We start from the raw sequence: 24,807 nt of genomic DNA, 5'->3' as shown, positions 1-24,807 counted from the left end.
TGACTCAGCACACGATTCAGTCCTCCGGGTTGTAGGCCAGGTTGGAGGACAGCCAGCGCTCGGCTTCGGCCAACGTCCAGCCCTTGCGCTGGGCGTAGTCGGCGACCTGCTCCTGGCCCACTCGGCCCACCACGAAGTACTGCGACTGCGGGTGGGAGAAATACCAGCCGCTGACCGCGGCGCCGGGCCACATCGCCATCGAGTCGGTCAGCTCGATGCCGGTCCGGGCCTTGACGTCCATCAACTCCCACAGCGTCGCCTTCTCGGTGTGCTCCGGGCAGGCCGGGTAACCGGGGGCCGGGCGAATGCCGACGTACTTCTCGGCGATCAGCGCATCGTTGTCCAGCTGCTCGTCGGGTTGGTAGCCCCAGAACTCCTTGCGGACCCGTTGATGCATCCGTTCGGCGAACGCTTCGGCCAGCCGGTCGGCGAGCGACTCCAGCAGGATGGCGCTGTAGTCGTCGAGATCGGCCTTGAACTCCATGATCTTGTCCTGGCTACCGAGTCCCGCGGTGACCGCGAAAGCACCGACGTAGTCGGCCAGACCGGTTTCTTTCGGCGCGACGAAGTCGCCGAGCGAACGGTTCGGAATGCCCTCACGGTGCTCCCCCTGCTGGCGCAGGTTGTGCAGCGTGGTCAGTACCTCGGTGCGGGTCTCGTCGGTGTAGACCTCGATGTCGTCGCCGACCGCGTTGGCGCAGAAGAACCCGATCACCCCGTTGGCGGTCAGCCACTTCTCCTTGATCAGGGTGTCCAGCATCTGCTGGGCGTCGTCATAGAGCTTGCGCGCGGTCTCGCCGGTGGCCGGGTTGTTGAGGATGTCGGGGAACCGACCCTTCATCTCCCAGGCGTTGAAGAACGGCTGCCAGTCGATGAACTCACGCAGTTCGGCGAGGTCGTAGTCCTGAAATTCCCGTATTCCCGCACCGATGGCGGGCACCGGCGGCCGGTAGCCGTCCCAGTCGACCGGCGTCCGGTTGGCGCGCGCCTTCTCCAACGTCACCATCGGCCGCTCGTTCTTCTGCGCGTGCCGTTCACGTAGGGCCGCGTAGTCCTTCTCGGTCGCCTCCAGCAGGGCCGGACGCTGCTTGTCGTCGAGCAGTGCGGCCGCCACCGGAACGGAACGCGAGGCATCTTTGACCCACACCACCGGGCCGCTGCGCCGCGGCGAGATCTTCACCGCGGTGTGCGCACGCGAGGTGGTCGCGCCGCCGATCAACAGCGGGATCTTCAGCCCCGCGCGTTCCATCTCCACCGCGAAGTTGGACATCTCGTCCAGTGACGGGGTGATCAAGCCGGACAACCCGACGATGTCGGCGTTGTGCTCCTCGACCGCGGCCAGGATCTTCTGCGCGGGCACCATCACACCGAGGTCGATCACGGTGTAGTTGTTGCACTGCAGCACCACCCCGACGATGTTCTTGCCGATGTCGTGGACATCGCCCTTCACCGTCGCCATCACGATGATTCCGTTGGTGCGCTCGGCGTCACCGGGCTGCTTCTCGGCCTCGATGAACGGCAGCAGGTACGCCACGGCCTTCTTCATCACCCGGGCCGACTTCACCACCTGGGGCAGGAACATCTTGCCGGAGCCGAACAGGTCACCGACGACGTTCATGCCGTCCATCAGCGGGCCCTCGATCACCTCGATCGGCCGACCGCCCGCAGCGGCGATCTCGGCCCGCAGTTCCTCGGTGTCGGCGTCGACATAGGCGTCCAGACCCTTCACCAGCGCGTGCGTAATCCGTTCGCGGACAGGCAGGTCGCGCCATTCGGCGGCCTTCGGGTCCTCCGATTTGTCCTTCGAGTTGAACCGCTCGGCGATCTCGAGCAGCCGTTCGGCGGCGTCCGCGCGACGGTTCAGCACGACATCCTCGATGCGCTCCCGCAGTTCGGGGTCGATCGAGTCATACGGCACCAGGGCGCCGGCGTTGACGATGCCCATGTCCAGGCCGGCCTTGATGGCGTGGAACAGGAACACCGCGTGGATCGCCTCACGGACCGGGTTGTTGCCGCGGAACGAGAACGACACGTTCGAGATACCTCCGGAGATGTGCACCCCGGGCAGGTTCGCCTTGATCCAGGCGCAGGCCTCGATGAAGTCGATACCGTAGGTCGCGTGCTCCTCGATCCCGGTGGCCAGCGCGAAGCAGTTCGGATCGAAGATGATGTCCTCAGGTGGGAAGCCCACCTGTTCGGTCAGGATCCGGTAGGCGCGTCCGCAGATTTCCTTGCGGCGCTCCAGGTTGTCGGCTTGCCCGGTCTCGTCGAAGGCCATCACGACGACGGCGGCACCGTACTTGCGGCACAGCCGGGCCTCGGCGATGAACTTCTCCTCGCCCTCCTTCATCGAGATCGAGTTGACGATCGGCTTGCCCTGCACGTTCTTCAGGCCCGCTTCGATGACCTCCCACTTGGAGGAGTCGATCATCACCGGGACCCGGCTGATGTCCGGTTCGGCCGCGATCAACTTGGTGAACCGGTCCATCGCGGCGACGCCGTCGATCATGCCTTCGTCCATGTTGATGTCGATGACCTGCGCACCGACCTCGACCTGCTGCAGGGCGACCGACAGCGCGGTGTCGTAGTCCTCGGCCTTGATCAGGTTGCGGAACCGCGCCGAGCCGGTGATGTTGGTGCGCTCACCGATGTTCACAAACAGTGAGTTGTCATCGATGTTGAGCGGTTCCAGGCCGGCGAGCCGGGTGGCCACCGGAATCTGCGGCACCTGACGCGGCGGCTTGCCGTCGACGACCTTGGCGATCTCGGCGATATGGGCGGGCGTCGTCCCGCAGCAGCCACCGACCAGGTTGACGAAACCCGCGTCGGCGAAGTCGGCGACGTACCCGGCCTGGCGCTCCGGCGTCTCGTCGTACTCAGCGAACGCGTTGGGCAGGCCCGCGTTCGGGTAGCAGGACACGAATGTGTCTGCGATGCGGGATATCTCGGCAATGTAGGGCCGCATCTCGGGGGCACCCAGGGCGCAGTTGAGACCGACGGCGAGCGGCTTGGCGTGCCGGATCGAGTTCCAGAACGCTTCGGTGACCTGGCCGGACAACGTGCGCCCGGACGCATCGGTGATGGTGCCCGAGATGATCACCGGCCAGCGGCGGCCACGCTGCTCGAACAGCGTCTCGACGGCGAACACCGCCGCTTTGGCGTTCAGGGTGTCGAAGATCGTCTCGATGAGCAGGATGTCGGCACCGCCGTCGACCAGGCCGTTGGCGGCCTCGAGATAGGCGGTGACCAACTGGTCGTAGGAGACGTTACGGGCGCCCGGATCGTTGACGTCCGGCGAGATCGACGCGGTCCGCGTCGTCGGCCCCAGCACCCCGGCGACATAGCGGGGCCGCTCGGCAGTACTGCACTCGTTGCAGGCCGCCCGCGCCAGCGCCGCGCCGGTGTAGTTCAGCTCGTAGCTGAGCTCGGCCATGCCGTAGTCCGACAACGAGATCGCGGTGGCGTTGAAGGTGTTGGTTTCCAGGATGTCGGCGCCCGCCTCGAGGTACTCGCGGTGGATCGCCTCGATGATCTGCGGCTGCGTCAGGTTGAGCAGATCATTGTTGCCGACGAGATCGCTCGGCCAGTCCTTGAACCGCTCGCCGCGGTAACCGGCCTCGTCCGGGCGGTCCCGCTGGATGGCCGTGCCCATCGCACCGTCGATCACCATGATCCGTCGGCGCAGCGTTGCTGCCAGCTCGTCGGTGCAGTCGGGGCGGATATCGGGCGGGGCGTTCACGTGCGTTCCTTCCTTCACGGAAGGCGTCCTTGCTTCTGCCGAGCGTGGCGGATACCAGGGCCTCCCCGGACATCCGTTGCAACGCCTCTCGACCAGAGCAGTCTACGTCGTCACACGATCGACGTTCGGACGCCCAGCTGGTCGCTGCCATCGGGCCGACCCGTCGGCCGGCGCGGCTGCGGTCACCCCAACAGGGTAGTCGGCCTATCAAGTTGCCCTTGGGCCTCACCTGGTCTCCGGGACCCGGCGCAACCCGTACGCTGGGTGGGTGACCTCGTCGGATTCTGATGGCGGCGACTTGCCCGAACTGCACAACACGATCGTGGTGGCTGCTTTCGAAGGCTGGAACGACGCCGGCGATGCCGCCAGCGATGCGCTCGAGCATCTCTACTCGATCTGGGATGCCAGCACGATCATCGAGATCGACGACGAGTCCTACTACGACTACCAGGTGAATCGTCCGGTGATCCGGCAGATCGACGGCGTCACGCGCGAGTTGGTCTGGCCTTCGATGCGGATTTCGCACTGCCGGCCGCCGGGCAGCGAACGGGACATCGTGCTGATGCACGGTGTGGAACCCAATATGCGTTGGCGCTCGTTCTGCGCCGAGTTGCTGCGGATCGCCGAGAAGTTGGACGCCGAAACCGTGGTGATCCTGGGCGCGCTGCTGGCCGACACCCCGCACACCCGACCGGTGCCGGTGTCCGGGGCGGCCTATTCCTCGGATTCGGCGCAGTTCTTCGGGCTCGAGGAGACCCGTTACGAGGGCCCGACCGGCATTGCTGGGGTCTTCCAGGACGCCTGCGTGGCCGCCGGCATCCCGGCTGTGACGTTCTGGGCGGCGGTCCCGCACTACGTCTCGCAACCGCCGAACCCGAAGGCCACGGTGGCGTTGCTGCGCCGCGTCGAGGACGTGCTGGACATCGAGGTGCCCCTGGGTGACCTGCCGCAGCTGGCCGAAGAGTGGGAGCAGGCGGTCACCGAGATGACCGCCGAGGACGACGAGATCGCCGAGTACGTCGCGGCGCTCGAGGAGCGCGGCGACGCCGAGGTGGACATGACCGAGGTGCTCGGCAAGATCGACGGCGACGCCTTGGCCGCGGAGTTCGAGCGTTATCTGCGCCGCCGCGGTCCCGGCGGTCCGGGCTTTCGCGGCTGACCCGAAGTTGGGGCGAATGCCCCATGTTTTCGGCCCGATTGTGGACACAGCATGGACTTCTACCGATTCTGACAGCGGTGAAGGGAGTCCGAAATGACCACACCACACGACGTTGCGGCCACTGCCCCGGCGGTGGATCCGGACAAGTTGACGGCGTTCGTGTTCCGCGCCGTGGAAGAAGCCGGGGCCGCGTTGAACTGTGCCCTGGTGGTGATGGGTGATCGCCTCGGTTACTACCGCAGCCTGGCCCGGCACGGTGCCTGCACGCCCGCCGAACTCGCCGCGCACACCGACACCGACGAGCACTACACTCGGGAATGGCTCAACGCTCAGGCCGCCGGATCCTTCGTCGGCTACGAACCCGAGACCGGCCGCTACCACCTGCCGCCGGAACAAGCCGTCGCGCTGGCCGACGAGACGAGTCCGGCTTTCGTGGCCGGCCTGTTCCAGATCGCGCTCGGAACCGTCAGTGATGCGAGCCGAATCCTCGCCGACGCGCACACCGGTCGGGGCGTCGCCTGGGGTGAGCACAGCACGGATGTGCACACCGGTTGCGAACGGTTCTTCCGGCCCAGCTACAACGCTCATCTGATCTCCGGGTGGCTGCCGGCCCTCGACGGTGTGGTCGGCAAGCTCGAGTCCGGCGCGGCGGTGGTCGATATCGGTTGTGGGCATGGCGCATCGACGATCCTGATGGCGCAGGAGTTTCCCCGCTCGACGTTCCTGGGCGTCGACTGCCACCCGGATTCGGTCAGCACCGCACGGCAGCGGGCCGGCGCACTGAGTGCGCAGATCGACTTCCGAACCGCGACGGCCGACACCGTCACCGGCGGCCCGTATGACCTGGTGACCATGTTCGACTGCCTGCACGACATGGGAGATCCGCTCGGGACGGCCCGGCACATCCGCGAGATCATCGCCGAGGACGGGACCTGGATGATCGTCGAACCGGCTGCCGGCGATCGGGTCGAGGACAATCTCACCCCGATCGGACGGGCCTACTACGGATTCTCGACGCTGCTGTGCACGCCCGCCGCGCTGGCCCAGCCGGTGGGTATGGCGCTGGGCACCCAGGCCGGCCCGGCGCGCATCCAGGACATCGTGACCGCAGCCGGGTTCACCCGCTTCCGGCTGGCGGCCAGCACCCCGTTCAACAACGTGTTCGAGGTGCGGCCTTAGGTCAGGTAGCGGTAGGTCGGTGAGCCGGGCTCGAGCAGCTCGACGTGGCAGTCCGAACCGTTCATCCGTGCGACCAGGCCTTCCAGGTCGGCGGCCGAGCCCAGCTCGATGCCGACCAGCGCCTCACCGGTCTCCCGGTTGTTGCGCTTGACGTACTCGAACAAGGTGATGTCGTCGTTGGGTCCGAGCACGTCGTCGAGGAATCGGCGCAGCGCACCGGGTTCCTGCGGGAAGTCGACCAGGAAGTAGTGCTTGAGGCCCAGATGGACCAGCGAACGCTCCAACACCTCGCCGTAGCGCGAGACGTCGTTGTTGCCGCCCGAGATCAGGCACACCACTGTCGACCCGGCACTGATGTCGTTCTCCAGCAGGCCCGCCACCGACAGGGCGCCCGCGGGTTCGGCGATGATGCCTTCATTCTGGTAGAGGTCGAGCATCGCGGTGCACACCGCGCCCTCGTCCACCGTGGTCAACGACACCATGTCGCCGGCTGCCGCCAGCACTTCGAAGGGCAGTCGACCGGCCCGCGCGACTGCCGCACCGTCGACGAACTGGTCCGGGTGCTCGAGCGTGACCGGGTGGCCGGCGGACAGCGCCGCGACCATCGACGCCGCGCCGGCGGGTTCCACACCCATCACCGAGGTGGCACTGGTGCGCTCGGCCAGGTACGACGTGATCCCGCCGATGCAGCCGCCGCCGCCGACCGGTACCACCACCAGATCGGGTTCGCCGTCCAGTTGGTCGAGGATCTCGACGGCGATGGTGCCCTGGCCGGCCATGGTGCGCAGGTCGTCATACGGTGGCACCAGGGTGGCGCCGGTGCGCGCGACGTCCTCGGCGGCCGCCGCCGCGGCCATGTCGTAGGTCGTGCCGCCGACGATCAGTTCGATGTACTCACCGCCGTGATAACGGATCCGGTCCCGCTTCTGTTTGGGCGTCTTGGCCGGCACGTAGACCCGACCGCGGATGCCCATCGAGCGGCAGGCCAGCGCGAAACCCTGGGCGTGGTTGCCGGCCGACGAGCACACCACGCCCTGGGCAATCTCGTCCGGTGAGAGCTGCTTGAGCAGGTTGTAGGCACCGCGCAGCTTGTAGGACCGCACCACCTGCAGGTCTTCCCGCTTGAGGTAGACCTGCGCGCCGGTGGCCTGCGAGAGCCGGTCACTGAACTGCAGCGGGGTGGGCGCCACCACGTCGTTGATGCGTTCCGCCGCCGCCTCCACGTCGGCCGCGCACAGCGGCGACACCAGGGCATCGTGGCTCAGATCAGCGGACACCGGTCAATGGTGCCACGTCGGCATTTGCGCAGAAAAATCTATTCGACCGGCGTCAACACGAAGACCGGGATCTGCCGGTCGGTCTTGCGCTGATAGTCGGCGTAATCCGGGAAGGCCGCGACCGCGCGTTCCCACCACAACGCCTTCTCCTCGCCGACAACTTCGCGGGCCTCGTAATCCCGGGTGACGGTGCCGTCCTGCAACTCGACGCGCGGATGCGCCTTGACGTTGTGGTACCACACGGGATGTTTGGGTGCCCCGCCCAGTGACGCCACGATCGCGTACTGGCCCTCGTGTTCGACCCGCATAAGCGGCGTCTTGCGAAGCTTGCCGGTCTTGGCCCCGACCGTGGTCAGCAGGATCACCGGCATGCCGCGCATCTCCATGCCCTGGGTTCCGCCCGAGGACATGATCAACTCGGCGTTCTCCCGGGCCCAATCCGACGTGCTGGGTGCGTACTCTCCGGAAAGTGGCATGGCCGAAGCCTATCGGGGTCTTCAGCTAGGCGGCGTGCAATGAACAGGCCAGCGCGTGCTCGACCTCGCCCCGCTCGCGGTGCGGCCAACCCGGCAGCACCGGCGGCGCGGTCGATCGATATCGGACCCCGGTCGGTGTCCGAACCACGAGGGAATGGCGGCCGCCGGCGCTCAACTCGGTGACGACCACCCAGCCCTCGGCCTCCTTGGTGTAATTGCAGGCCGCACACATTCCGTCGCCGTTGTCGCCACTGGTCGCCCCGCCGCGCGCAGCCGGGGTGATGTGATCGATGTGCCGGATCGGCGCGTCGCAATACGGTGTGCGGCAACGCTGGTCGCGGAACCCGATGAACTGCGCCAGGCCCTTGGGGAAGATCCGTGACCGCGATTCCATCGCGACCAGCGATCCGGCGGCCGGACGCGCGTACAGGCGACGCAGCGTGGCCTGAGATTCGGGGTCGTTGACGGCCGCTTCGACGAGTTGACGCGCGAGCGGCGCCGGCACCGGTCCGTAGCCACTGACCGTGGCCGGCTCGGTTCCGCCGAACAGCGCGTTGTCCGACAGCACCAGGTTCACCGCGATCGGGGTGGCGACATCGGCCGGCCGGCCGGTGACGCGTTCGATGAGCGTGTCGGCCATGATCTGACCGCGCGAGCGATCATCGAAGGTGGTGTCGGCGGCCCGCTTCAAGGCTGCGTAGATCGCAACGCCTTGGCACATCGGCAACAAGGCGGTCAGGTATGCCATGGTGTCCGGCGCGGGGCGGACGCTCACGTTGCGTTCCGCCTCGGCGCGACGCGCGCGGTCGACGACGGCGTGCGGATCCAGTCGGTAGGCGATCGCCTTGGCGTCGGCCGCGATCCGGGCGTCACCCAAACCCTCCAACGCTGCCGGATCACCACACAGGTCCGCATCCAGCGTGCGCCGATCCTCGACGTCCAGGCAGGCCGATTCACGCACGATCAGCGTGGCCCGCCACTCCGAGAGCACACCGGATTCCAGCGCCGCCAAGGTGTGCGGCATCTCGTGCACCAATGCTTTGGCAAAGCCGAGATGACGGTTGCCGCGGGCCGGCGAGTCACGCCGGGCCAGCGCCACCTCACTGGCCACGCCCCGCCCGCGGCGTTTGGCCGGCACGCCCCGCGCCGCCTCCGCAGCATCACGGACAGCGGCCAGGGCCGCGGTGGCCTGCGCTTGCCGAGCGGCCGCCGTCGCCTTCAGCGTCTCCAACTCACGGATGTAGGAAATCAGCGCCGCCTCGTCGGCGTTGGCGTCGATCTCGGGCAACCGTTCGAACATACTTTCGATTCTAGCGCCGCGGGCGACGACTCGCAAGGCCATGCCTGCGCCGGACCACCCGAACCGTCGCGCTACAGCTTCACCGCGACCTGGGCGACCCGGATCTTGATCGCCGCCATCACCATCGACAACACGGCCTCGGCCGTGGTGCTGGTCCATCGCATCCTGACCGGCGGCGTGGACGACGACGTGGCAATCCCGCTGGGCAGCGGCGGCGCCATCTACATCACCAATGTGATCTCGTTCGGCGTCTGGTACTGGCTGCTGGACCGGGGTGGTCCGCTGGCGCGGCTCTCGGGCCGGCGCCAGTACCCGGACTTCCTGTTTCCGCAGATGTCCGATCCGGACCACGCCCCGCCGGACTGGCGGCCGATCTTCGTCGACTACCTCTACGTCGCGTTCACCAACGCGGTGGCCTTCTCCCCCACCGACACCATGCCGCTGAGCCGCTGGGCCAAGGCGATGATGACCGTCCAGTCGCTGGTCGCGACGACGACGATCGCGCTGGTCTTCGCACGCGCGGTCAGCTTGCTGCACTGAGCCGCGCTGCGCGCAGCACCGGAGTCAGCCGCCCAGGCAGCCCGGACCCAGCAGCGCCTTGAGGTCGCCCATCAACGCCGAGGACGGCGTAACCCGCAGTGACTGATCCAATTCCAGCGTGGTGATCCGCTCGCCGCTGATCAGGCGCAGATGCACCTGCGAGGTTCCGGGATGCCGCGCCAGCACCTGCTTGAGGGCACTGACCTTGTCCACCGTGCACTGCCGGGTGGGCAGGCTCAACGCGATCGGGCGGTCGGCTTGAGCGGTGGAGAAGTCCGGCACCACCAGTTCATGGGCGATCAGCGAGAGCCGATCGTCTTGGCGGCGCACCTTGGCAGAGACCAGCACCACGGCGTCGTCGGCGATGTCAGCTCCGTACACCGAGTAGGTCTGCGGGAAGAACAGCACCGTGACGCCACCCGTGAGGTCCTCCAATTGCGCTGAGGCCCAAGGTAATCCGTTCTTGTTCACCCGCCGTTCGACACCGGTGAGGATGCCGCCGATCTTGACCGAGCTGTCGTCGGCGACATCACCTTCCAGGATCGCCGGGATCTGGGTGTCGACGTGGTTGGCCAGCAGGTGGGCCACCCCGTCGAGCGGATGTCCGGACACGTAGAGGCCCAGCATCTCGCGCTCCAGCGCCAGCCGGTGCTTGTCGTCCCACTCCTCGTCGGGCACCTTGATGGTGAACACCGGGTCGGATCCGCCGTCGCCGTCACCGTCACCCGACCCGAACAGGTCGAACTGACCCATGGCCTCGGCCTTCTTGGTGCCGAGCACCGAATCGACGGCGTCGGCGTGCACCAGGAACAGACCCTTGCGGGCATGCTTGAGCGAGTCGAACGCGCCGGCCTTGATCAGCGACTCGGTGACCTTCTTGTTGCAGGCCGCCACCTCGATCTTGTTCAGATAATCCGAGAAGTCGGTGAAATTGCCTTTTTGCCTTCGGGTTTCGACCAGGGACGCGACGACGTTGGCCCCCACGTTGCGGACCGCACCGAGACCGAACCGGATGTCGGTGCCCACCGAGGCGAAGTTCTGCACCGACTCGTTGACATCCGGCGGCAACACCGTGATGCCGAGCCGACGGCAATCGGCCAGGTAGACCGCGGCCTTGTCCTTGTCATCGCCGACCGAGGTGAGCAGGCCGGCCATGTATTCGGCCGGGTAGTTGGCCTTGAGGTAGGCCGTCCAATAGGACACCAGACCGTAGCCGGCGGCGTGCGACTTGTTGAACGCATATCCGGCGAACGGCAAGATGGTGTCCCACAGCGCCTTGACGGCGGCCTCGGAGAAGCCGTTGGCGGTCATGCCCTCGTAGAAACCCTTGTACTCGGCTTCGAGCACCTCGAGTTTCTTCTTGCCCATGGCCTTACGCAGCGCGTCGGCCTTACCCATGGTGTAGGAGGCGACCTTCTGCGCGATGAACATGATCTGCTCTTGGTAGACGATCAAGCCGTAGGTCTCGGCCAGGATGTCGCGCAGCGGTTCTTCGAGTTCCGGGTGGATCGGCTTGATCGGCTGGCGGCCGTTCTTGCGGTCGGCGTAGTCGTTGTGCGCGTTCATGCCCATCGGCCCGGGGCGGTACAACGCCAGCACCGCCACGATGTCGTTGAACTCGGTGGGCTGCATCCGCCGCAGCAGATCCCGCATCGGCCCGCCGTCGAGCTGGAACACCCCGAGAGTGTCTCCGCGGGAAAGCAATTCGTAGGCTGCCGGGTCGTCGAACGGCAACGTCTCCAAGTCCAGGTCGACGCCCCGGTTGGCTTTGATGTTCTCCAGGGCGTCACCGATGATGGTCAGGTTGCGCAGCCCCAGGAAGTCCATCTTGAGCAGGCCGATGGCCTCACAGGACGGGTAATCCCAACCGGTGATGATCGCGCCGTCCTGCGGGCGGCGCCACAGCGGGATCGCGTCGATCAACGGCTCCGAGCTCATGATCACCGCGCAGGCGTGCACACCGGCGTTGCGGACCAGGCCCTCGAGCCCGAGCGCAGTCTGGTAGATGGTGCGCACGTCCGGGTCGGTGTCGATCAGGCTGCGAACCTCGGCGGCTTCCTTGTAGCGCTCGTGGTTCGGGTCGGTGATACCGGACACCGGGATGTCCTTGGCCATGATCGGCGGCGGTAGCGCCTTGGTGATGCGGTCGGCGATCGCGAAACCGGGCTGGCCGTAGTGCACGCGCGCCGAGTCCTTGAGCGCAGCCTTGGTCTTGATGGTGCCGAACGTGATGACCTGGGCCACCCGGTCGCTGCCCCACTTCTCGGCGGCGTAGCGCACCATCTCACCGCGCCGACGGTCGTCGAAGTCGATGTCGATGTCGGGCGCCGACGGGCGTTCCGGGTTGAGGAACCGCTCGAAGAGCAGACCGTGCGGGATCGGGTCGATGTTGGTGATGTGCAGCGCGTAGGCGACCAGCGAACCGGCCGCCGAACCGCGGCCCGGACCGACCCGGATGCCGATCGAGCGCGCGTAGTTGATCAGGTCCGCGACGATCAGGAAGTAGGACGGGAAGCCCTTGCCGCAGATCACGTCGATCTCGTAGTCAGCGCGGTCGAGGTAGTCCTGCGGCACCCCGCCGGGGAACCGTTCGGCCAGCCCGGCGAGCACCTCGTGCCGCAGCCAGGAACCCTGATCGTGGCCTTCGGGCACCGGGAAAACCGGCATCCGGTCCACCGGCTCCCAGACTTCGGTGTAGGGCTGCACCCGTTCGGCGATCAGCAGCGTGGAATCACACGCGCCGGGTACCTCGTCGTCCCAGATCGCCCGCATGTCGGCGGCCGTCTTGAGGTAGTAGCCGTCACCGTCGAATTTGAACCGGGTGGGGTCCGAGAGCGTCTTGCCGGTCTGGATGCACAGCAGCGCCTCGTGGTTCTGCGCCGCGTCCTGCGTGACGTAGTGACAGTCGTTGGTGGCCAGCGGCCGGATGGCCAACTTGCGGCCGATCTCGAGCAGCCCCTCCCGGACCCGCCGTTCGATCGACAGGCCGTGGTCCATCAACTCGAGGAAGAAGTTGTCCGGGCCGAAGATCTCACGCCACTTGGCCGCGGCGGCCACGGCCTCGTCGAAGTGGCCGAGCCGCAGCCGGGTCTGCACCTCACCGGACGGGCATCCGGTGGTGGCGATGATCCCCTGGGCGTGCTCGGCGATGATCTCGGCGTCCATCCGGGGCCACTTGCCCAGTTGTCCTTCGAACGAGGCCAGTGAGGACAGCTTGAACAGGTTGCGCAGCCCGGTCGCGTTCTCGGCGACCATGGTCATGTGCAGATAGGCGCCGCCGGCCGACACGTCGTCGGACTTCTGGCTGGGATCGCCCCAGGTGATGCGCCGGGTCTCGAACCGCGACGCGGGGGCGATGTACGCCTCGATACCGATGATCGGCTTGATGTCGGCCTTGACCGCAGCGTTGTAGAACTCACTGGCGCCGAACATGTTTCCGTGGTCGGTCATCCCGATCGCGGGCATCTCCAAGCGGTTGGCCTCGGCCAGCATGGGGGTGATCTTCGCGGCACCATCCAGCATCGAATACTCGGTGTGGTTGTGCAGATGCACGAACGAAGCACTGTTTCCCATAGGCCAGTCAGTCTAGGCCCGAGCCCCGACAGCTCGAGCCATCGTCAGCCGGGTGTCGCGCGTGTCCGGCGTGTCGCCACGGTGCGTCGCGCACACCGGACGCTCGGCGCCCCGTTACGCTGCTCGCCGGCGCAGCTACGGAAGGAATCCCACGGTGGGTCTGCCTCAGGTCATCACGTCCGAGCGGCTCCGGTTGGGTCTGTTCAGCGCGGCCGACGTCGCCGCGATCCGCGGTAAGGCGGCCCGCCCGCGCAACTGGCATCCGGACTTCCCGCGCGAGGACGACGTCGACGCCGTCGGGCTGTGGATCGAGGGCGACCCCTGGGGTCCGCGTTCGATCGTGCGTGGCGTCACCACGTTGGGGACCATCGGCTTCTTCGGTGCGCCGACCGACGCCGCGGACGGCGTCGCCGAGGCCGAGGTGGGTTTCGGGCTGGTGCGCGAGGCGTGGGGCTGGGGGTTCGGCACCGAGGCACTGCGGGCCCTGCTCACGCTGACCGACACGGCCGGCGTGCGGGTGCGCGCCGCGGTGCGCCCCGACAATGCCCGCAGCCTGCGCGTGCTGGCCAAATCCGGGTTCACCACGCTGCGCGGCACCGACGAGGACGGCAACCTGGTATTGGCGCGGCCACTGCGTTGAGCCGGCGCCGAGTGCAGCTCGGGCAGACCGGCCGAGACGACGACGTCGGCGTCAACCGCCGAGTTCGCCGGCCGGCGGGCCCAGCGCGGCGCCGCGGGTGCGGCGGGCGCGCAACAGCCCCTCGGCGCTGAACACCACGAGCGCCAGCCAGATCAACCCGAAACCCACCCACCGGGCCGGTGGCATCGGCTCCTTGCCGACCAACACCCCCCAACTCAGCTGCATGGCCGGATTCAGATACATCAGCAACCCGAGCGTCACCAGCGACAGTCGCTGCGCCGCGGCCGCGAACAACAGCAGCGGCACCGCGGTGAGGACCCCGGACAGCATCAGCAACGCCGCGTGCCCACCACCATGCCCGGTGAAGGTGCCGTGCCCGGTGTAGGCCAGCACCACCAGGTAGATCAGTGCCAACGGCGCGGCCAGGGCGGACTCCACGCCGACGCTGACCCGCGGGTCGACCGGCACCACCTTCTTCACCGCACCGTACAGCCCGAACGACAGCGCCAGCGCCAGCCCGATGTAGGGCAGCGTGCCGGCCGCGACGGTCAGCACCACCACCGCCAGCACTGCGATCGCCAACGCCGCGGCCTGCCCGGCGCGCAACCGCTCACCGAAGAGCAGCACTCCGAGCGCGACGCTGACCAGCGGGTTGATGAAGTACCCCAGCGCGGCGTCGACGACATGGCCGTTGTTCACCGCGTAGATGTAGGTCACCCAGTTGATCGCGATCAGCGCCCCGGCCGCGCCGAGCAGCAGCCACACCTTTGCGGGCATCGACATCAGGTCGCCGAGTCGGCGGGCGACCACGATCACCACCGCCATCAACAACGCGGTCCAACAGATCCGGTGCGCCAGGATCTCGACCGCGCCGGCGGGCTCGAGCAGCGGGAAGAACGCCGGGAACATCCCCCAGGACAGGTAGGCGCCGATCCCGAACAGTAGGCCGGACCGGGAATTACCTTGTACCGGAGGTGGATTCACTCGTGTCGGCGCAACACGTCCAGGGCGTGCTGCAGGTCGTCCGGATAGGGTGCGGTGATTTCGAAGTGTCGGCCGTCGCCGGGATGGGTGAACGCCAGCGACCGGGCGTGCAGCCATTGCCGTTCCAGGCCGAGTCGTTTGGCCAAGGTGGGATCGGCCCCGTAGGTCTGATCCCCGCAACACGGATGGTGCAGGGCCGCGAAATGCACGCGGATCTGATGCGTGCGGCCGGTCTCGAGGTGCACGTCGAGCAGGCTGGCCGCGGTGAACGCCTCGACGGTGTCGTAATGGGTGATGCTGTGCCGACCGCCCTCGGTGACCGCGAACTTCCAGTCGTGCCCGCGGTGCCGGCCGATGGGCGCATCGATGGTGCCACTGGACGGGTCCGGATGGCCCTGCACCAGCGCGTGGTAGCGCTTGTCGACGGTGCGCGCCTTGAACGCGCGTTTGAGTGCGGTGTAGGCGCGTTCGGACAGCGCCACCACCATCACTCCGGAGGTGCCGACGTCGAGGCGGTGCACGATGCCCTGCCGTTCGTGGATGCCTGAGGTGCTGATCCGGAAACCCGCGGCGGCCAGGCCGCCCAGCACAGTCGGTCCGTGCCAGCCGACGGTGGCGTGCGCGGCCACCCCGGGCGGTTTGTCGACGACGACGATGTCGGCGTCGGAGTACAGGATGGCCATGCCCTCGATGTGTTCGGGTGTGTTCTGCACCGGCGGGGGCGCGTCGGGCAGCTTGACGTCCAGCCAGGCACCCGCGGCCAATCGGTCGGACTTGCCGGCGCGTACGCCGTCGATCTCGACGCCGCCGTCCTCGGCCAGGGTGGCTGCCGCGGTGCGGGACAGCCCCAGCAGCCGGGCCAGTCCGGCGTCCACCCGCATACCGGCCAGGCCCTCGGGCACCGGCATGGATCGTTCTGTGCTCACTCGGATTCCGCGCCGGCCGGGCTCGGCTCGTCGCCCTTACGACGGCCCACCGAGTCGAAGTCGAAACCGAACAGCGACAGGCCGACCAACAGGATGGCGCCGCCGACCACCGCGGGATCAGCCACGTTGAACACCGGCCACCAGCCGATCGACAGGAAGTCGACGACGTGGCCCTGCAGTGGCCCGGGGGCCCGGAAAAACCGGTCGACCAGGTTGCCCAGGGCGCCGCCGAGGATCATGCCCAGCCCGATGGCCCACCACGGCGACACCAACCGTCGACCCATCCAGACGATGCCGATCACCACGAAGGTGGCGATCACGGTCAGCACCCAGGTGTACCCGGTGGCCATCGAGAACGCCGCGCCGGGATTACGCACCAAGGTCCAGGTCACGGTGTCACCGATGATCGACACCGGCTGACCCGGCGTCAGCAGCCGTACCGCGAGCACCTTGGTGACGATGTCGACCAGCAGCACCAGGGCCGCGACCACCAGCAGGAGTCGCAGCCGGCGGCGCGGCGGGTCGGCGGGTTCGGCATCCTCGGTCAGCGGCGTGGCCTCGGGTGCGGCCGAGGTGTCGACACCAGACTCGGTCGACGACTCCGTCGGGCCCGATGTTTCGTCACTCACGCCCCCATCATCCCCTAAACCGCCGCCGGATCACGTTGCGGCTGCTCCGCGCCGGATTCCGCGGTGCGGCAAGATCGACGCATGACCCGCGTCGTCGTGATCGCCACCGGCGGCACCATCGCCACCAGAACCGGGGCTGACGGCGTCAAACGGCCCGAACAGAGCGGTCGGCAACTGGTCGCCGACCTCGGACTCGAGGCCGACCTCGAAGTCGACGTCGTCGACCTGTTGGCCAAGGACAGCTCGAATCTCACGCCCCGGGATTGGGACCTGATTTCAGCCGCCGTCGCGGACGCCGACGCCGGCGGGGCCGACGGCGTGGTCGTCACGCACGGCACCGACACCCTGGAAGAAACCGCACTGTGGCTGGAGCTGACCTACTCGGGGCGGGCTCCGGTGGTGCTCACCGGAGCTGCGCGCAGCGCCGATCACCCCGACGCCGACGGACCCGGCAACCTGCGCGACGCGCTGCGGTTGGCCGCCGATCCGGCAGCCCGCGGGCAAGGGGTTTTCGTGTGCTTTGCCGGTCGAATGCTGGCGCCGCTCGGGATGCGCAAGATCGGCGCCGATCCGCTCTTCGAGGGCACCCTGGTGACACCGACAGCCAAACAGCGGGTGCGGCTGGGACCCGCGCGCGCCGAGGCCGCGCCTCGGGTGGACATCGTGACGGTGTACGCCGGTGCCGACCCGGTGGCGCTGGATGCGTGCGTAGCGGCGGGGGCGCGCGCCGTCGTCTTGGCCGCTCTGGGTTCCGGCAACGCCGGAGATGCGGTGGTCGAGGGGGTGCGTCGACACTGCGCTGCCGGGGTGTTGATCGCACTGTCCAGTCGGGTTCCCGGCGCGCTGGTGGGTCCGAGTTACGGTCCGGGTGCGGCCATGATCGACGCCGGAGCGGTCCCGGTGTCGCGGCTGTCCCCCGCGCAGGTGCGGGTGCTGCTGCTGGCGACGCTGCCGCTCGATCGGCCGCTGGCCGACGTACTCACCGAACTGAAGCTGCCCTAGTGCGGTTCGGTATGCACACCAGGCATCACTCGTCGGGCAACTCGGCCAGGTAGTCCGCCCAGTCCAAACTGTCCACCGGATCGGCCCGGGTGATCTCGGGGTCTGTCACCGCGAAAGTCCGGGTCGGGCCGGGCCCGGTGCTGCGGGTCTCGAACCGCACGGTCATCACGCCGTGCCCGGCGCCCTGCAGCCAACCGTGACCCCACTGCGGGTGGTGGACATCATCGCCGATCCGCCAGCCACCGGCTTCCGGGGCGGCCTGCGCAGCCGGCGCCCGAGTGTCGCCGAGTTCGACCTCCTGCTGTTCGAGTTCCGGGAACAGCGACTCCTGGCGCACATCGGAAAGTCCGGAAAAGCCAACGCCCAGAAGGCGAATCGGGCCGATATCGACGGGATCGAGCAGCAGCCGGCGGGCGGTGGCGATCAGCGTGGCCGGTTCGGTGGTGGCGTACGGCAGGGTGGCCGAGCGGGTCAGCGTGGTCATGTCCGACTTCTTGAGCTTGACCGTCACGGTGCGGGCACCGCGGCCGTCGCGCAACAATCGGCGGTGCGCGTGCTCGGCGATCGGACCGGTGGCCTCCCGCAACTGGTCCAGCGTGACCAGGTCGGCGGCGAACGTCGATTCGGCGCTGATCTGCTTGGCCTCGGCGCGCTCGGCAACCGGTCGGTCGTCGATGCCCTGGGCCAGCCGGTGCAGCGCGGGGCCGATGGTGGCCCCCAGGATGCTGGCCGCCTCGGCGTCGTCCAGGGCAGCGAGTTGTCCGATGGTTTCGATGCCGAGCCGGTGCAGCTTGTCCTCGGCGACCGGACCTATCCCCCACAACTTGCGGACCGGCAGGCCGTCGAGCAGCGTGCGTTCGGCCGAGCGGTGCACCACCCAGATGCCGTCGGGTTTGGCCAGGCCGGACGCGATCTTGGCGATCTGCTTGCCCGAGCCGGCTCCCACCGACGCGACCAGACCGGTTTCCTCGCGTACCCGGCCGCGCAGCGTCGCGCAGAACGCTTCCACCTCGGCCACTGAGGCGCCGGCCAGTTCGTGCGGTTCACCGAATGCCTCGTCGAAGGACAGCTGTTCGAGCACCGGCAGCATGGTGCGCACGGTGTCGAACACCCGGCGGCTGGCCACCGAGTAGACGGCGCCGCGCGGCGGCAGCACCACCGCAGCCGCACCCACCTGGCGGCGCGCTTGATGCATGGGCATGGCCGACCGGGCGCCGAACACCCGGGCCTGATAGCTGGCGCCGGCCACCACGCCGCGCCCACCGAGCCCGCCGACCAGCACCGGACGATCCCGCAGCGTCGGCCGGGTCAGCTGCTCGACGGATGCGAAGAACGCATCCATGTCCAGATGCAGCACCCACCGGGCCGACCGATCCACGCACCGATGCTAGGTCGGACCCCGCGAGACCTCGGACCCCGGTCGCGCGATCACGCAGGTCGCCATCACCTCGCGACCCGACCGGGCCTCAGTTCGGCGGGGCCATAGTGTCGAACATGCACTTGAAATCCCCTGCGGGACAGCCGTAATCAGTCGGATCTGGGACTTCGGCACATCCTGAGCCGTCGCTGGTGCGGAACTGGCCCTCGGGACATTGGCCGAGTTCCTGTCCGCTCGCCACCGGCGTGCTGAACAGCCCGAAGGCTGCTATGCCTGCCGCCGCGGCGAGGACTGCCGGGATCTTCCGGCCCCCTGCACTTCTCTTTCGGTTCACGATTTCCCCCTCTGTTCATCCCGGAACCCCTTGCCCCCCGGCTGTACGAACAGTAACCGGATACCTACCGCCGAGACCTGTTTTTGGGCACTTGACCTGCACCCACCGGAATTCGGTGGTGCCCCCGATGGCTAGCCTGTTGCCCATGGACGATGTGCCCATCCGCGACGAGACCATTCGACTGGGCCAGTTCCTCAAGTTGGCCGGGCTGATCGATTCCGGCGCCGACGCCAAGGCCGTCATCGGCGACGGTCTGGTCACGGTCAACGACGACGTCGAGCGGCGCCGCGGCCGCCAGCTGCGGGCCGGTGACGTGGTCGGTTTCGCCGGCCGCACCGCCCGGGTCACGACGTAGCCGGCGGTTTGGTCTCCGGCGCAGCGGGTAGCCCTTCGCCAGTCGGTCGGCGACGTCGAGGAGGCAACTATGACCAGCTCACCTGTGCGGTTGAGCGCACTTCTGCTCGGTGTGGTGTTCCTTCTGGTCGGGGTGGCCGGGTTCATTCCTGGGCTGACCACCGACGTCAATGAGTTGACCTTCGCCGGGCATCATTCCGGCGCCCTGCTGTTGGGCGTGTTCCACGTCTCGGTGCTGCACAACCTGGTGCACCTGGCGTTCGGGGTGGCCGGCGTGCTGCTGGCGCGCAGCTTCACCGCAGCGCGGGCCTACCTGGTCGGCGGCGGCCTGATCTACGGCGTGGTGTGGGCCTACGGAATGGTCATCGACCGGGACAGCTCGGCGAACTTCCTGCCGGTGAACACCGCCGACAACTGGCTGCATCTGGGCCTGGCGGTGGTGATGATCGGGCTCGGCCTGGTTCTGGGCCGCGGCATTCCGCGCGGCGCCGCCACCGGCCCGCAGCCCGGTAGCCCCGGCATCATCGAGTGAGTCCCGGCGGGCCTGGTCACACCTTGGCGATCGCCACCCGAACGCCGTCCCCGATCTCGGTGCCGTCGGTCAGCGCGTCGGTGAAATCGAAGCTGGTGGCCAGGATTTCACCGGCGATCAGGTCGCGGTGCGTGCTGGCCCACTCCCGGTAATCGGTCGGTACCGCCATCCGCACGCTGATCCGGTCGGAGACCTCCAGGCCGGTGGACTTGCGCAGTTCCTGCAGTTCGCGGATCCGGTCCTTGGCCCAGCCCTCGGCTTCCAGCTCGGGTGTCACCGCACCGTCGAGCACCACCAAGCCGGCCCCTTCGGGCAGCGCTCCAGTCCACTCCGGTTCGGCCGCAACCAGTTTGGAACTGAACTCCTCGGGCAGCAGGGTGGCCGGGCCGGCGGTCAAGGTGCCGTCGGCGTTGAGCACCCCCTCGCCGGCCTTGACCGCCTTGATCGCGGCCTGCACGTCCTTGCCGATCCGCGGCCCGGCGGCGCGGGCGTTGACCGCCAACTCGAAGCGGCCGTAGCTCGCGATGTCCGCGGTCAACTGCACCGCCTTGACGTTGAGTTCGTCGGCGATCAGGTCCACGAACGGGGCCAACGCATCGGGATCATCGGTGGCGACGGTCAGTTTCGACAGCGGCAGCCGGACCCGCAGCTTCTTGGCCTTGCGCAGCGAGGACCCGACCGAGCACACGTCGCGGACCCGGTCCATGGCGGCCACCAACTCCGGATCGGCCGGTACGACGGCGGGTTCGGGCCAGTCGGTCAGGTGCACCGAACGCTGGCCGGTCAGGCCGCGCCAGATCACCTCGGTGGCCAGCGGCAGCAACGGCGCAGCCAACCGGCAGGTCACCTCGAGCACGGTGTGCAGGGTGTCGATGGCGTCGGGATCCTCGTCCCAGAACCGGGACCGGGACCGGCGCACATACCAATTGGTCAAGGCCTCGGTGAACTGGCGCAGCTGATCGCAGGCACCGGAGATGTCGCAGGTGTCCAGCGAAGCGGTCAGGTCATCGCGCAGTGCGGCCAGCTTGGCCAGGATGTAGCGGTCCAGGACATGTTTAGAATCTGTGCGCCACGCACCGGGTTTCGGCGCGTACAGGGCCAGGAAGCTGTAGGCGTTGGACAGCGGCAGCAGCACCTGCCGGACCCCTTCGCGGATGCCCTGCTCGGTGACGATCAGGTTGCCGCCGCGCAGGATCGGTGAAGCCATCAGGAACCAGCGCATGGCATCCGAGCCGTCGCGGTCGAAAACCTCGGAGACGTCCGGGTAGTTGCGCAGCGACTTGCTCATCTTCTGGCCGTCGTTGCCCAGCACGATGCCGTGCGCGACACAGGTTTTGAACGCCGGTTTGTCGAACAGCGCGGTGGCCAGCACGTGCAACGTGTAGAACCAGCCGCGGGTCTGGCCGATGTACTCGACGATGAAGTCGCCCGGGAAGTGCGCATCGGCACCGGAAGCGTCGCCGTCGAACCACTCCTGGTTCTCGAACGGATAGTGCACCTGCGCATACGGCATCGAACCGGAGTCGAACCACACGTCGAACACGTCCTCGATCCGGCGCATGGTCGACTTGCCGGTCGGGTCGTCGGGGTTGGGTCGGGTCAGCGCGTCGATGAAGGGCCGGTGCAGGTTGTCCGGACGTACCCCGAAGTCGCGTTCGAGTTCGTCCAGGCTGCCGTACACGTCGATCCGCGGGTAGGCCGGGTCGTCGGAGCGCCACACCGGAATCGGCGTGCCCCAGTAGCGGTTCCGCGAGATCGACCAGTCCCGGGCGCCGGCCAGCCACTTGCCGAACTGACCGTCCTTGACGTGTTCGGGATACCAGGTGATCTGCTGGTTGAGTTCGACCATCCGGTCCCGGAACTCGGTGACCTTGACGAACCAGGACGACACCGCGCGGTAGATCAGCGGGTTGCGGCAACGCCAGCAGTGCGGATAGGAGTGCTCATAGGTATCGTGCCGCAGCAGCACCGCACCGTTGGTGGCGGCAGAACCGGTGTGGTTCTTCAGATCCCGGATGATGTGCGGGTTGGCTTCGAACACGTGCTGACCGGTGTAGTCGGGCACCGTGATGTCGAAGCGCCCCTTGGAGTCCACCGGCGTGACCGGCTTGATTCCGACGGTGTCGGTGGTGGCCTTGTCGTCCTCACCGTAGGCCGGCGCCATGTGCACGATGCCGGTGCCGTCCTCGGTGGTGACGAAGTCACCGCGGAGCACCTGAAAGGCGTTGTGCGCGTGATCGGTATCGACGAAGTACGGGAACGGCGGCAGATACCGCAGGCCCAGCAGGTCGGCGCCGCGATGCTCGGCCAGCACCTCGGGTTCCTCGCCCAGTTCGCGCGCGTAGGCACCGAGTCGGGCCTGGGCCAGCACATAGCGGTTGCCGTCGGGTGCGGCCACCTCGACGTAGTCGACCTCCGGGTTGACCGCCACGGCCTGGTTCGACGGCAGCGTCCACGGCGTGGTGGTCCAGACCAGCAGGTGCGCACCGGCCAGTGCACCCTCGGCGACCCGGAACCCGACGGTGATGGCCGGGTCCTGCCGGCTCTGGTAGACGTCGTCGTCCATCCGTAGTTCGTGGGCCGACAGCGGGGTTTCGTCGTTCCAGCAGTACGGCAGCACCCGCACGCCCTCGTAGGCCAGTCCCTTGTCCCACAACTGTTTGAAGGCCCAGATCACCGACTCCATGAAGCTCAGGTCCAGGGTCTTGTAGTCGTTGTCGAAGTCCACCCAGCGGGCCTGCCGGGTGACATACGAGCGCCATTCGTCGGCGTATTTGAACACCGAGGCGCGGCAGGCGTCGTTGAATTTCTCGATGCCCATCTCTTCGATCTGGGCCTTGTCGGTGATGTCGAGCTGGCGCTGCACCTCGAGTTCGGCCGGCAGACCGTGGGTGTCCCAGCCGAATCGGCGTTCCACTTTGTAGCCGCGCATGGTGCGGTAGCGCGGCACGATGTCCTTGACATAACCGGTCAGCAGATGCCCGTAGTGCGGCAGGCCGTTGGCGAACGGCGGACCGTCGTAGAAGACGTACTCGGGGGCCCCCTCGCGCCGCGCGATGCTGGCCTTGAAGGTGTCGTCGGCGGCCCAATAGGCCAGCACGTCGGCCTCCTGGGCCGGGAAGTCCGGGCTTCCACCCGCCAGCTTGGGGTAACCGCTCTGTGCCACGTCCGTCTCCTGTGCCTAACTCACCGGGCACGGGGACGACGACGCGCCAGTGGCGCGAGCACCGCGGTACCACCCCGCTTGCACACCGCACTCGGCGTGCCGCTCAAACTCGGGCGATCACGGGCCCACCCGTCCGGTTCTACTGGGCGGGTCACGCCGTTCTTCCGGAGGCTCCCCGGTGATGGCCGGATCAGCGCCGTTGGCTCAAGTTTAATGACCCGTGCAAATCGTCGGTGCCGGCCACCTCGGCGGGCGCCCAGCGCGTCAGGCCGGCGATGCGGCGGCGGGCGCCGTGGCCGGCGCCGGATAGCGGGCACCGAAGTCCGGGACCCGGTGATAGCCGTTGCGACGGGCCGCCGCGGCACCCCGGCGGGCCAGCGCAGCGGTGCCGACGAAGCCGGCGTGGTCGGTCAGCACCAGCGGGGTGAGCAGACGGTTGTGCACGAAGCCGATGGCCAGACCGGAGTCGGGATCGGCCCAGCCCACCGAACCACCGAGCCCGACATGCCCGAAACCGGACAGCACCCGAGGCACCGGCAGCCCGTGATAGCCGAGGTGGAAGGACATCGGGATGCCCAGGCTGGCGTCCGGACGCAGACTGCGCCGGCCGCGCAGGCCGGCAACCCGCTGCGCGGACAGGTACGGCGTGCCGTCGAGCATCCCACCGTTGGCCAGCGCGCCGTACATCCTGGCCAACCCACGCGCGGTGGCCACCCCGTTGGCGGCCGGGATCTCGCTGTCCAGCAGTTCCAGGTTGCCCTGCACCACCGACGTCATGCCCGGGAAGTAGAGCGCACCGAAACCGGCCGTGCGTGGATTGGCGGCAGCCCATGGAGCCAGCCGGCCGGCCAGTGGGAGCGCCAGGCTCAGCTGCGGATGGATGATCTGCGCAGCCCGGGTGTGCGCCGAGACCGGCGGTCGACCCAGGTGCAGCCCGTCCACCCCGAGCGGTGCGGCGACTTCCTCCCGGATCAGGGTGCGCATGCCCTTGCCGGTGATGGACCGGGTCAGACCGGACAGCAACCAGCCGTAGGTCAACGCGTGATACGCCGCCCGGCCGCGCTGGCCGTTCGGCGCGGCCGCCGCCATCCGCTCCTCCATGCCGACGTGGTCCAGGATGTCGGACTTGCTCACCCCGTTCAGGTGCGCCAAGCCGGCCCGGTGCGCCATCACCTCGCGCACCGTGATGTCGGCCTTGCCGTTGGCGGCAAACTCGCGCCAATATTCGGCGACCGGTGCGTCGTAGTCGATCAGGCCACGGTCGGCGAGCCGGTGGATCACCGTGGAGGCCACCCCCTTGGTCGCGGAGAACACCATCGCCCCGGTGTCCGCCGACCAGCGGGTCCGCCCGCGCCGGTCCGACCACCCGGTCCAGACGTCGACGACGGGCTCACCGTGCAGGTACACCGCCAGCGCGCCACCGCCGAGACGCCGGTGCGGGAACATCGCGGCGAAGCTGCGCACCGCCAGCGCGAAGTTCGGATCCGCGGCGCCATGCACGCCGCGGGGCAGCGCCCCATCGTGTTCTGAGCTCATGAGAATGGAATTTACCCCCGTGCACGGCAAAGAAACGCAAAGTTACTACTCTGTTACGTCACTGATCCGAGTCGGTCGCCGCA

The 24,807-nt window shown here is 67.9% G+C and carries 17 protein-coding genes and 1 pseudogene; 7 read left to right on the top strand and 11 right to left on the bottom strand.

Features of this window, described 5'->3' with window-relative positions; all coding sequences use genetic code 11:
• Window positions 1–16: 16 nt before the first annotated feature.
• On the bottom strand, window positions 17–3,757 hold the full coding sequence (gene metH / locus AC5Y3P_RS03175) for a methionine synthase (protein ID WP_500044442.1): 3,741 nt from the start codon (window positions 3,755–3,757) through the stop codon (window positions 17–19).
• 250 nt (window positions 3,758–4,007) lie between these two features.
• Between metH and AC5Y3P_RS03170 the strand changes: the two genes are divergently transcribed.
• Window positions 4,008–4,898, top strand: coding sequence for a PAC2 family protein (locus AC5Y3P_RS03170; RefSeq protein ID WP_500044441.1), 891 nt, complete (start codon window positions 4,008–4,010; stop codon window positions 4,896–4,898).
• A 93-nt stretch (window positions 4,899–4,991) separates the two neighbouring features.
• Window positions 4,992–6,077: a class I SAM-dependent methyltransferase gene (locus AC5Y3P_RS03165; protein WP_500044440.1), complete on the top strand. Its 1,086-nt coding sequence runs from the start codon at window positions 4,992–4,994 to the stop codon at window positions 6,075–6,077.
• Here AC5Y3P_RS03165 and ilvA read toward each other — a convergent pair.
• The 3 genes from ilvA to AC5Y3P_RS03150 are packed head-to-tail and all read right to left on the bottom strand — an operon-like array spanning window position 6,074 to window position 9,130.
• On the bottom strand, window positions 6,074–7,354 hold the full coding sequence (ilvA, locus tag AC5Y3P_RS03160) for a threonine ammonia-lyase IlvA (protein WP_500044439.1): 1,281 nt from the start codon (window positions 7,352–7,354) through the stop codon (window positions 6,074–6,076). The genes AC5Y3P_RS03165 and ilvA overlap by 4 nt on opposite strands.
• Before the next feature lie 38 nt (window positions 7,355–7,392).
• Window positions 7,393–7,830, bottom strand: coding sequence for a nitroreductase family deazaflavin-dependent oxidoreductase (locus AC5Y3P_RS03155; protein WP_500044438.1), 438 nt, complete (start codon window positions 7,828–7,830; stop codon window positions 7,393–7,395).
• 25 nt (window positions 7,831–7,855) lie between these two features.
• Window positions 7,856–9,130, bottom strand: coding sequence for an HNH endonuclease (locus AC5Y3P_RS03150; protein ID WP_500044437.1), 1,275 nt, complete (start codon window positions 9,128–9,130; stop codon window positions 7,856–7,858).
• 54 nt (window positions 9,131–9,184) lie between these two features.
• Here AC5Y3P_RS03150 and AC5Y3P_RS03145 point away from each other — a divergent pair.
• Window positions 9,185–9,670, top strand: a pseudogene (locus tag AC5Y3P_RS03145) (hypothetical protein); the annotation flags it as partial.
• A gap of 24 nt (window positions 9,671–9,694) precedes the next feature.
• Here AC5Y3P_RS03145 and dnaE read toward each other — a convergent pair.
• Window positions 9,695–13,243 carry a DNA polymerase III subunit alpha gene (gene dnaE, locus AC5Y3P_RS03140; RefSeq protein WP_500044436.1) on the bottom strand — a complete coding sequence of 1,183 codons (3,549 nt, stop codon included), beginning with the start codon at window positions 13,241–13,243 and terminating at the stop codon, window positions 9,695–9,697.
• Between the two features lie 154 nt (window positions 13,244–13,397).
• Between dnaE and AC5Y3P_RS03135 the strand changes: the two genes are divergently transcribed.
• Window positions 13,398–13,883 (top strand): GNAT family N-acetyltransferase, encoded by a 486-nt coding sequence (locus tag AC5Y3P_RS03135; RefSeq protein ID WP_500044435.1) that lies wholly within the window; start codon window positions 13,398–13,400, stop codon window positions 13,881–13,883.
• A 51-nt stretch (window positions 13,884–13,934) separates the two neighbouring features.
• On the opposite strand, the gene rarD is transcribed toward AC5Y3P_RS03135, so the two are convergent.
• The 3 genes from rarD to lspA form a co-directional block, all read right to left on the bottom strand.
• The gene (gene rarD / locus AC5Y3P_RS03130) at window positions 13,935–14,792 is read right to left on the bottom strand and encodes an EamA family transporter RarD (protein WP_500044560.1); all 858 of its coding nucleotides are present in this window, start codon (window positions 14,790–14,792) and stop codon (window positions 13,935–13,937) included.
• Between the two features lie 71 nt (window positions 14,793–14,863).
• Window positions 14,864–15,775, bottom strand: coding sequence for an RluA family pseudouridine synthase (locus AC5Y3P_RS03125; protein WP_500044559.1), 912 nt, complete (start codon window positions 15,773–15,775; stop codon window positions 14,864–14,866).
• Between the two features lie 14 nt (window positions 15,776–15,789).
• Window positions 15,790–16,341: a signal peptidase II gene (gene lspA / locus AC5Y3P_RS03120; RefSeq protein ID WP_500044558.1), complete on the bottom strand. Its 552-nt coding sequence runs from the start codon at window positions 16,339–16,341 to the stop codon at window positions 15,790–15,792.
• 162 nt (window positions 16,342–16,503) lie between these two features.
• Here lspA and AC5Y3P_RS03115 point away from each other — a divergent pair, with 162 nt between their 5' ends.
• A complete protein-coding gene (locus AC5Y3P_RS03115; RefSeq protein ID WP_500044434.1) occupies window positions 16,504–17,424 on the top strand; it encodes an asparaginase in 921 nt (306 codons plus the stop codon).
• Window positions 17,425–17,449: 25 nt separating this feature from the next.
• Here the strand turns inward: AC5Y3P_RS03115 and AC5Y3P_RS03110 are convergent, their stop codons facing one another.
• On the bottom strand, window positions 17,450–18,766 hold the full coding sequence (locus tag AC5Y3P_RS03110) for a DNA polymerase IV (protein ID WP_500044557.1): 1,317 nt from the start codon (window positions 18,764–18,766) through the stop codon (window positions 17,450–17,452).
• Window positions 18,767–19,281: 515 nt separating this feature from the next.
• On the opposite strand from AC5Y3P_RS03110, the gene AC5Y3P_RS03105 reads away from it, so the two are divergent.
• Together AC5Y3P_RS03105 and AC5Y3P_RS03100 are read left to right on the top strand one after the other, a co-directional pair.
• On the top strand, window positions 19,282–19,491 hold the full coding sequence (locus tag AC5Y3P_RS03105) for an RNA-binding S4 domain-containing protein (protein WP_500044433.1): 210 nt from the start codon (window positions 19,282–19,284) through the stop codon (window positions 19,489–19,491).
• Window positions 19,492–19,560: 69 nt separating this feature from the next.
• Window positions 19,561–20,022 (top strand): DUF4383 domain-containing protein, encoded by a 462-nt coding sequence (locus tag AC5Y3P_RS03100; protein ID WP_500044432.1) that lies wholly within the window; start codon window positions 19,561–19,563, stop codon window positions 20,020–20,022.
• Window positions 20,023–20,038: 16 nt separating this feature from the next.
• On the opposite strand, the gene ileS is transcribed toward AC5Y3P_RS03100, so the two are convergent.
• Window positions 20,039–23,188, bottom strand: coding sequence for an isoleucine--tRNA ligase (ileS, locus tag AC5Y3P_RS03095; protein WP_500044431.1), 3,150 nt, complete (start codon window positions 23,186–23,188; stop codon window positions 20,039–20,041).
• A 264-nt stretch (window positions 23,189–23,452) separates the two neighbouring features.
• Window positions 23,453–24,724, bottom strand: a complete 1,272-nt coding sequence (gene lipL, locus AC5Y3P_RS03090; RefSeq protein ID WP_500044430.1) for an esterase/beta-lactamase LipL — start codon at window positions 24,722–24,724, stop codon at window positions 23,453–23,455.
• Window positions 24,725–24,807 lie beyond the last annotated feature (83 nt).

The sequence above is a fragment of the Mycobacterium sp. NGS45 genome (assembly GCF_059812645.1).
Note: the sequence above shows the minus strand (reverse complement) of the source record. Positions and strands in the feature narration are given on the sequence as shown.

Excerpts from the sequence above, each read along its gene's own strand:
- lipL (WP_500044430.1), bottom strand. The coding sequence starts at position 24,724 with ATGAGCTCAGAACACGATGGGGCGCTGCCCCGCGGCGTGCATGGCGCC.
- AC5Y3P_RS03100 (WP_500044432.1), top strand. The coding sequence starts at position 19,561 with ATGACCAGCTCACCTGTGCGGTTGAGCGCACTTCTGCTCGGTGTGGTG.
- dnaE (WP_500044436.1), bottom strand. The coding sequence starts at position 13,243 with ATGGGAAACAGTGCTTCGTTCGTGCATCTGCACAACCACACCGAGTAT.
- AC5Y3P_RS03105 (WP_500044433.1), top strand. The coding sequence starts at position 19,282 with ATGGACGATGTGCCCATCCGCGACGAGACCATTCGACTGGGCCAGTTC.
- rarD (WP_500044560.1), bottom strand. The coding sequence starts at position 14,792 with ATGTTCCCGGCGTTCTTCCCGCTGCTCGAGCCCGCCGGCGCGGTCGAG.
- AC5Y3P_RS03110 (WP_500044557.1), bottom strand. The coding sequence starts at position 18,766 with ATGGATGCGTTCTTCGCATCCGTCGAGCAGCTGACCCGGCCGACGCTG.
- AC5Y3P_RS03165 (WP_500044440.1), top strand. The coding sequence starts at position 4,992 with ATGACCACACCACACGACGTTGCGGCCACTGCCCCGGCGGTGGATCCG.
- AC5Y3P_RS03115 (WP_500044434.1), top strand. The coding sequence starts at position 16,504 with ATGACCCGCGTCGTCGTGATCGCCACCGGCGGCACCATCGCCACCAGA.
- AC5Y3P_RS03125 (WP_500044559.1), bottom strand. The coding sequence starts at position 15,775 with ATGCCGGTGCCCGAGGGCCTGGCCGGTATGCGGGTGGACGCCGGACTG.
- AC5Y3P_RS03155 (WP_500044438.1), bottom strand. The coding sequence starts at position 7,830 with ATGCCACTTTCCGGAGAGTACGCACCCAGCACGTCGGATTGGGCCCGG.
- AC5Y3P_RS03150 (WP_500044437.1), bottom strand. The coding sequence starts at position 9,130 with ATGTTCGAACGGTTGCCCGAGATCGACGCCAACGCCGACGAGGCGGCG.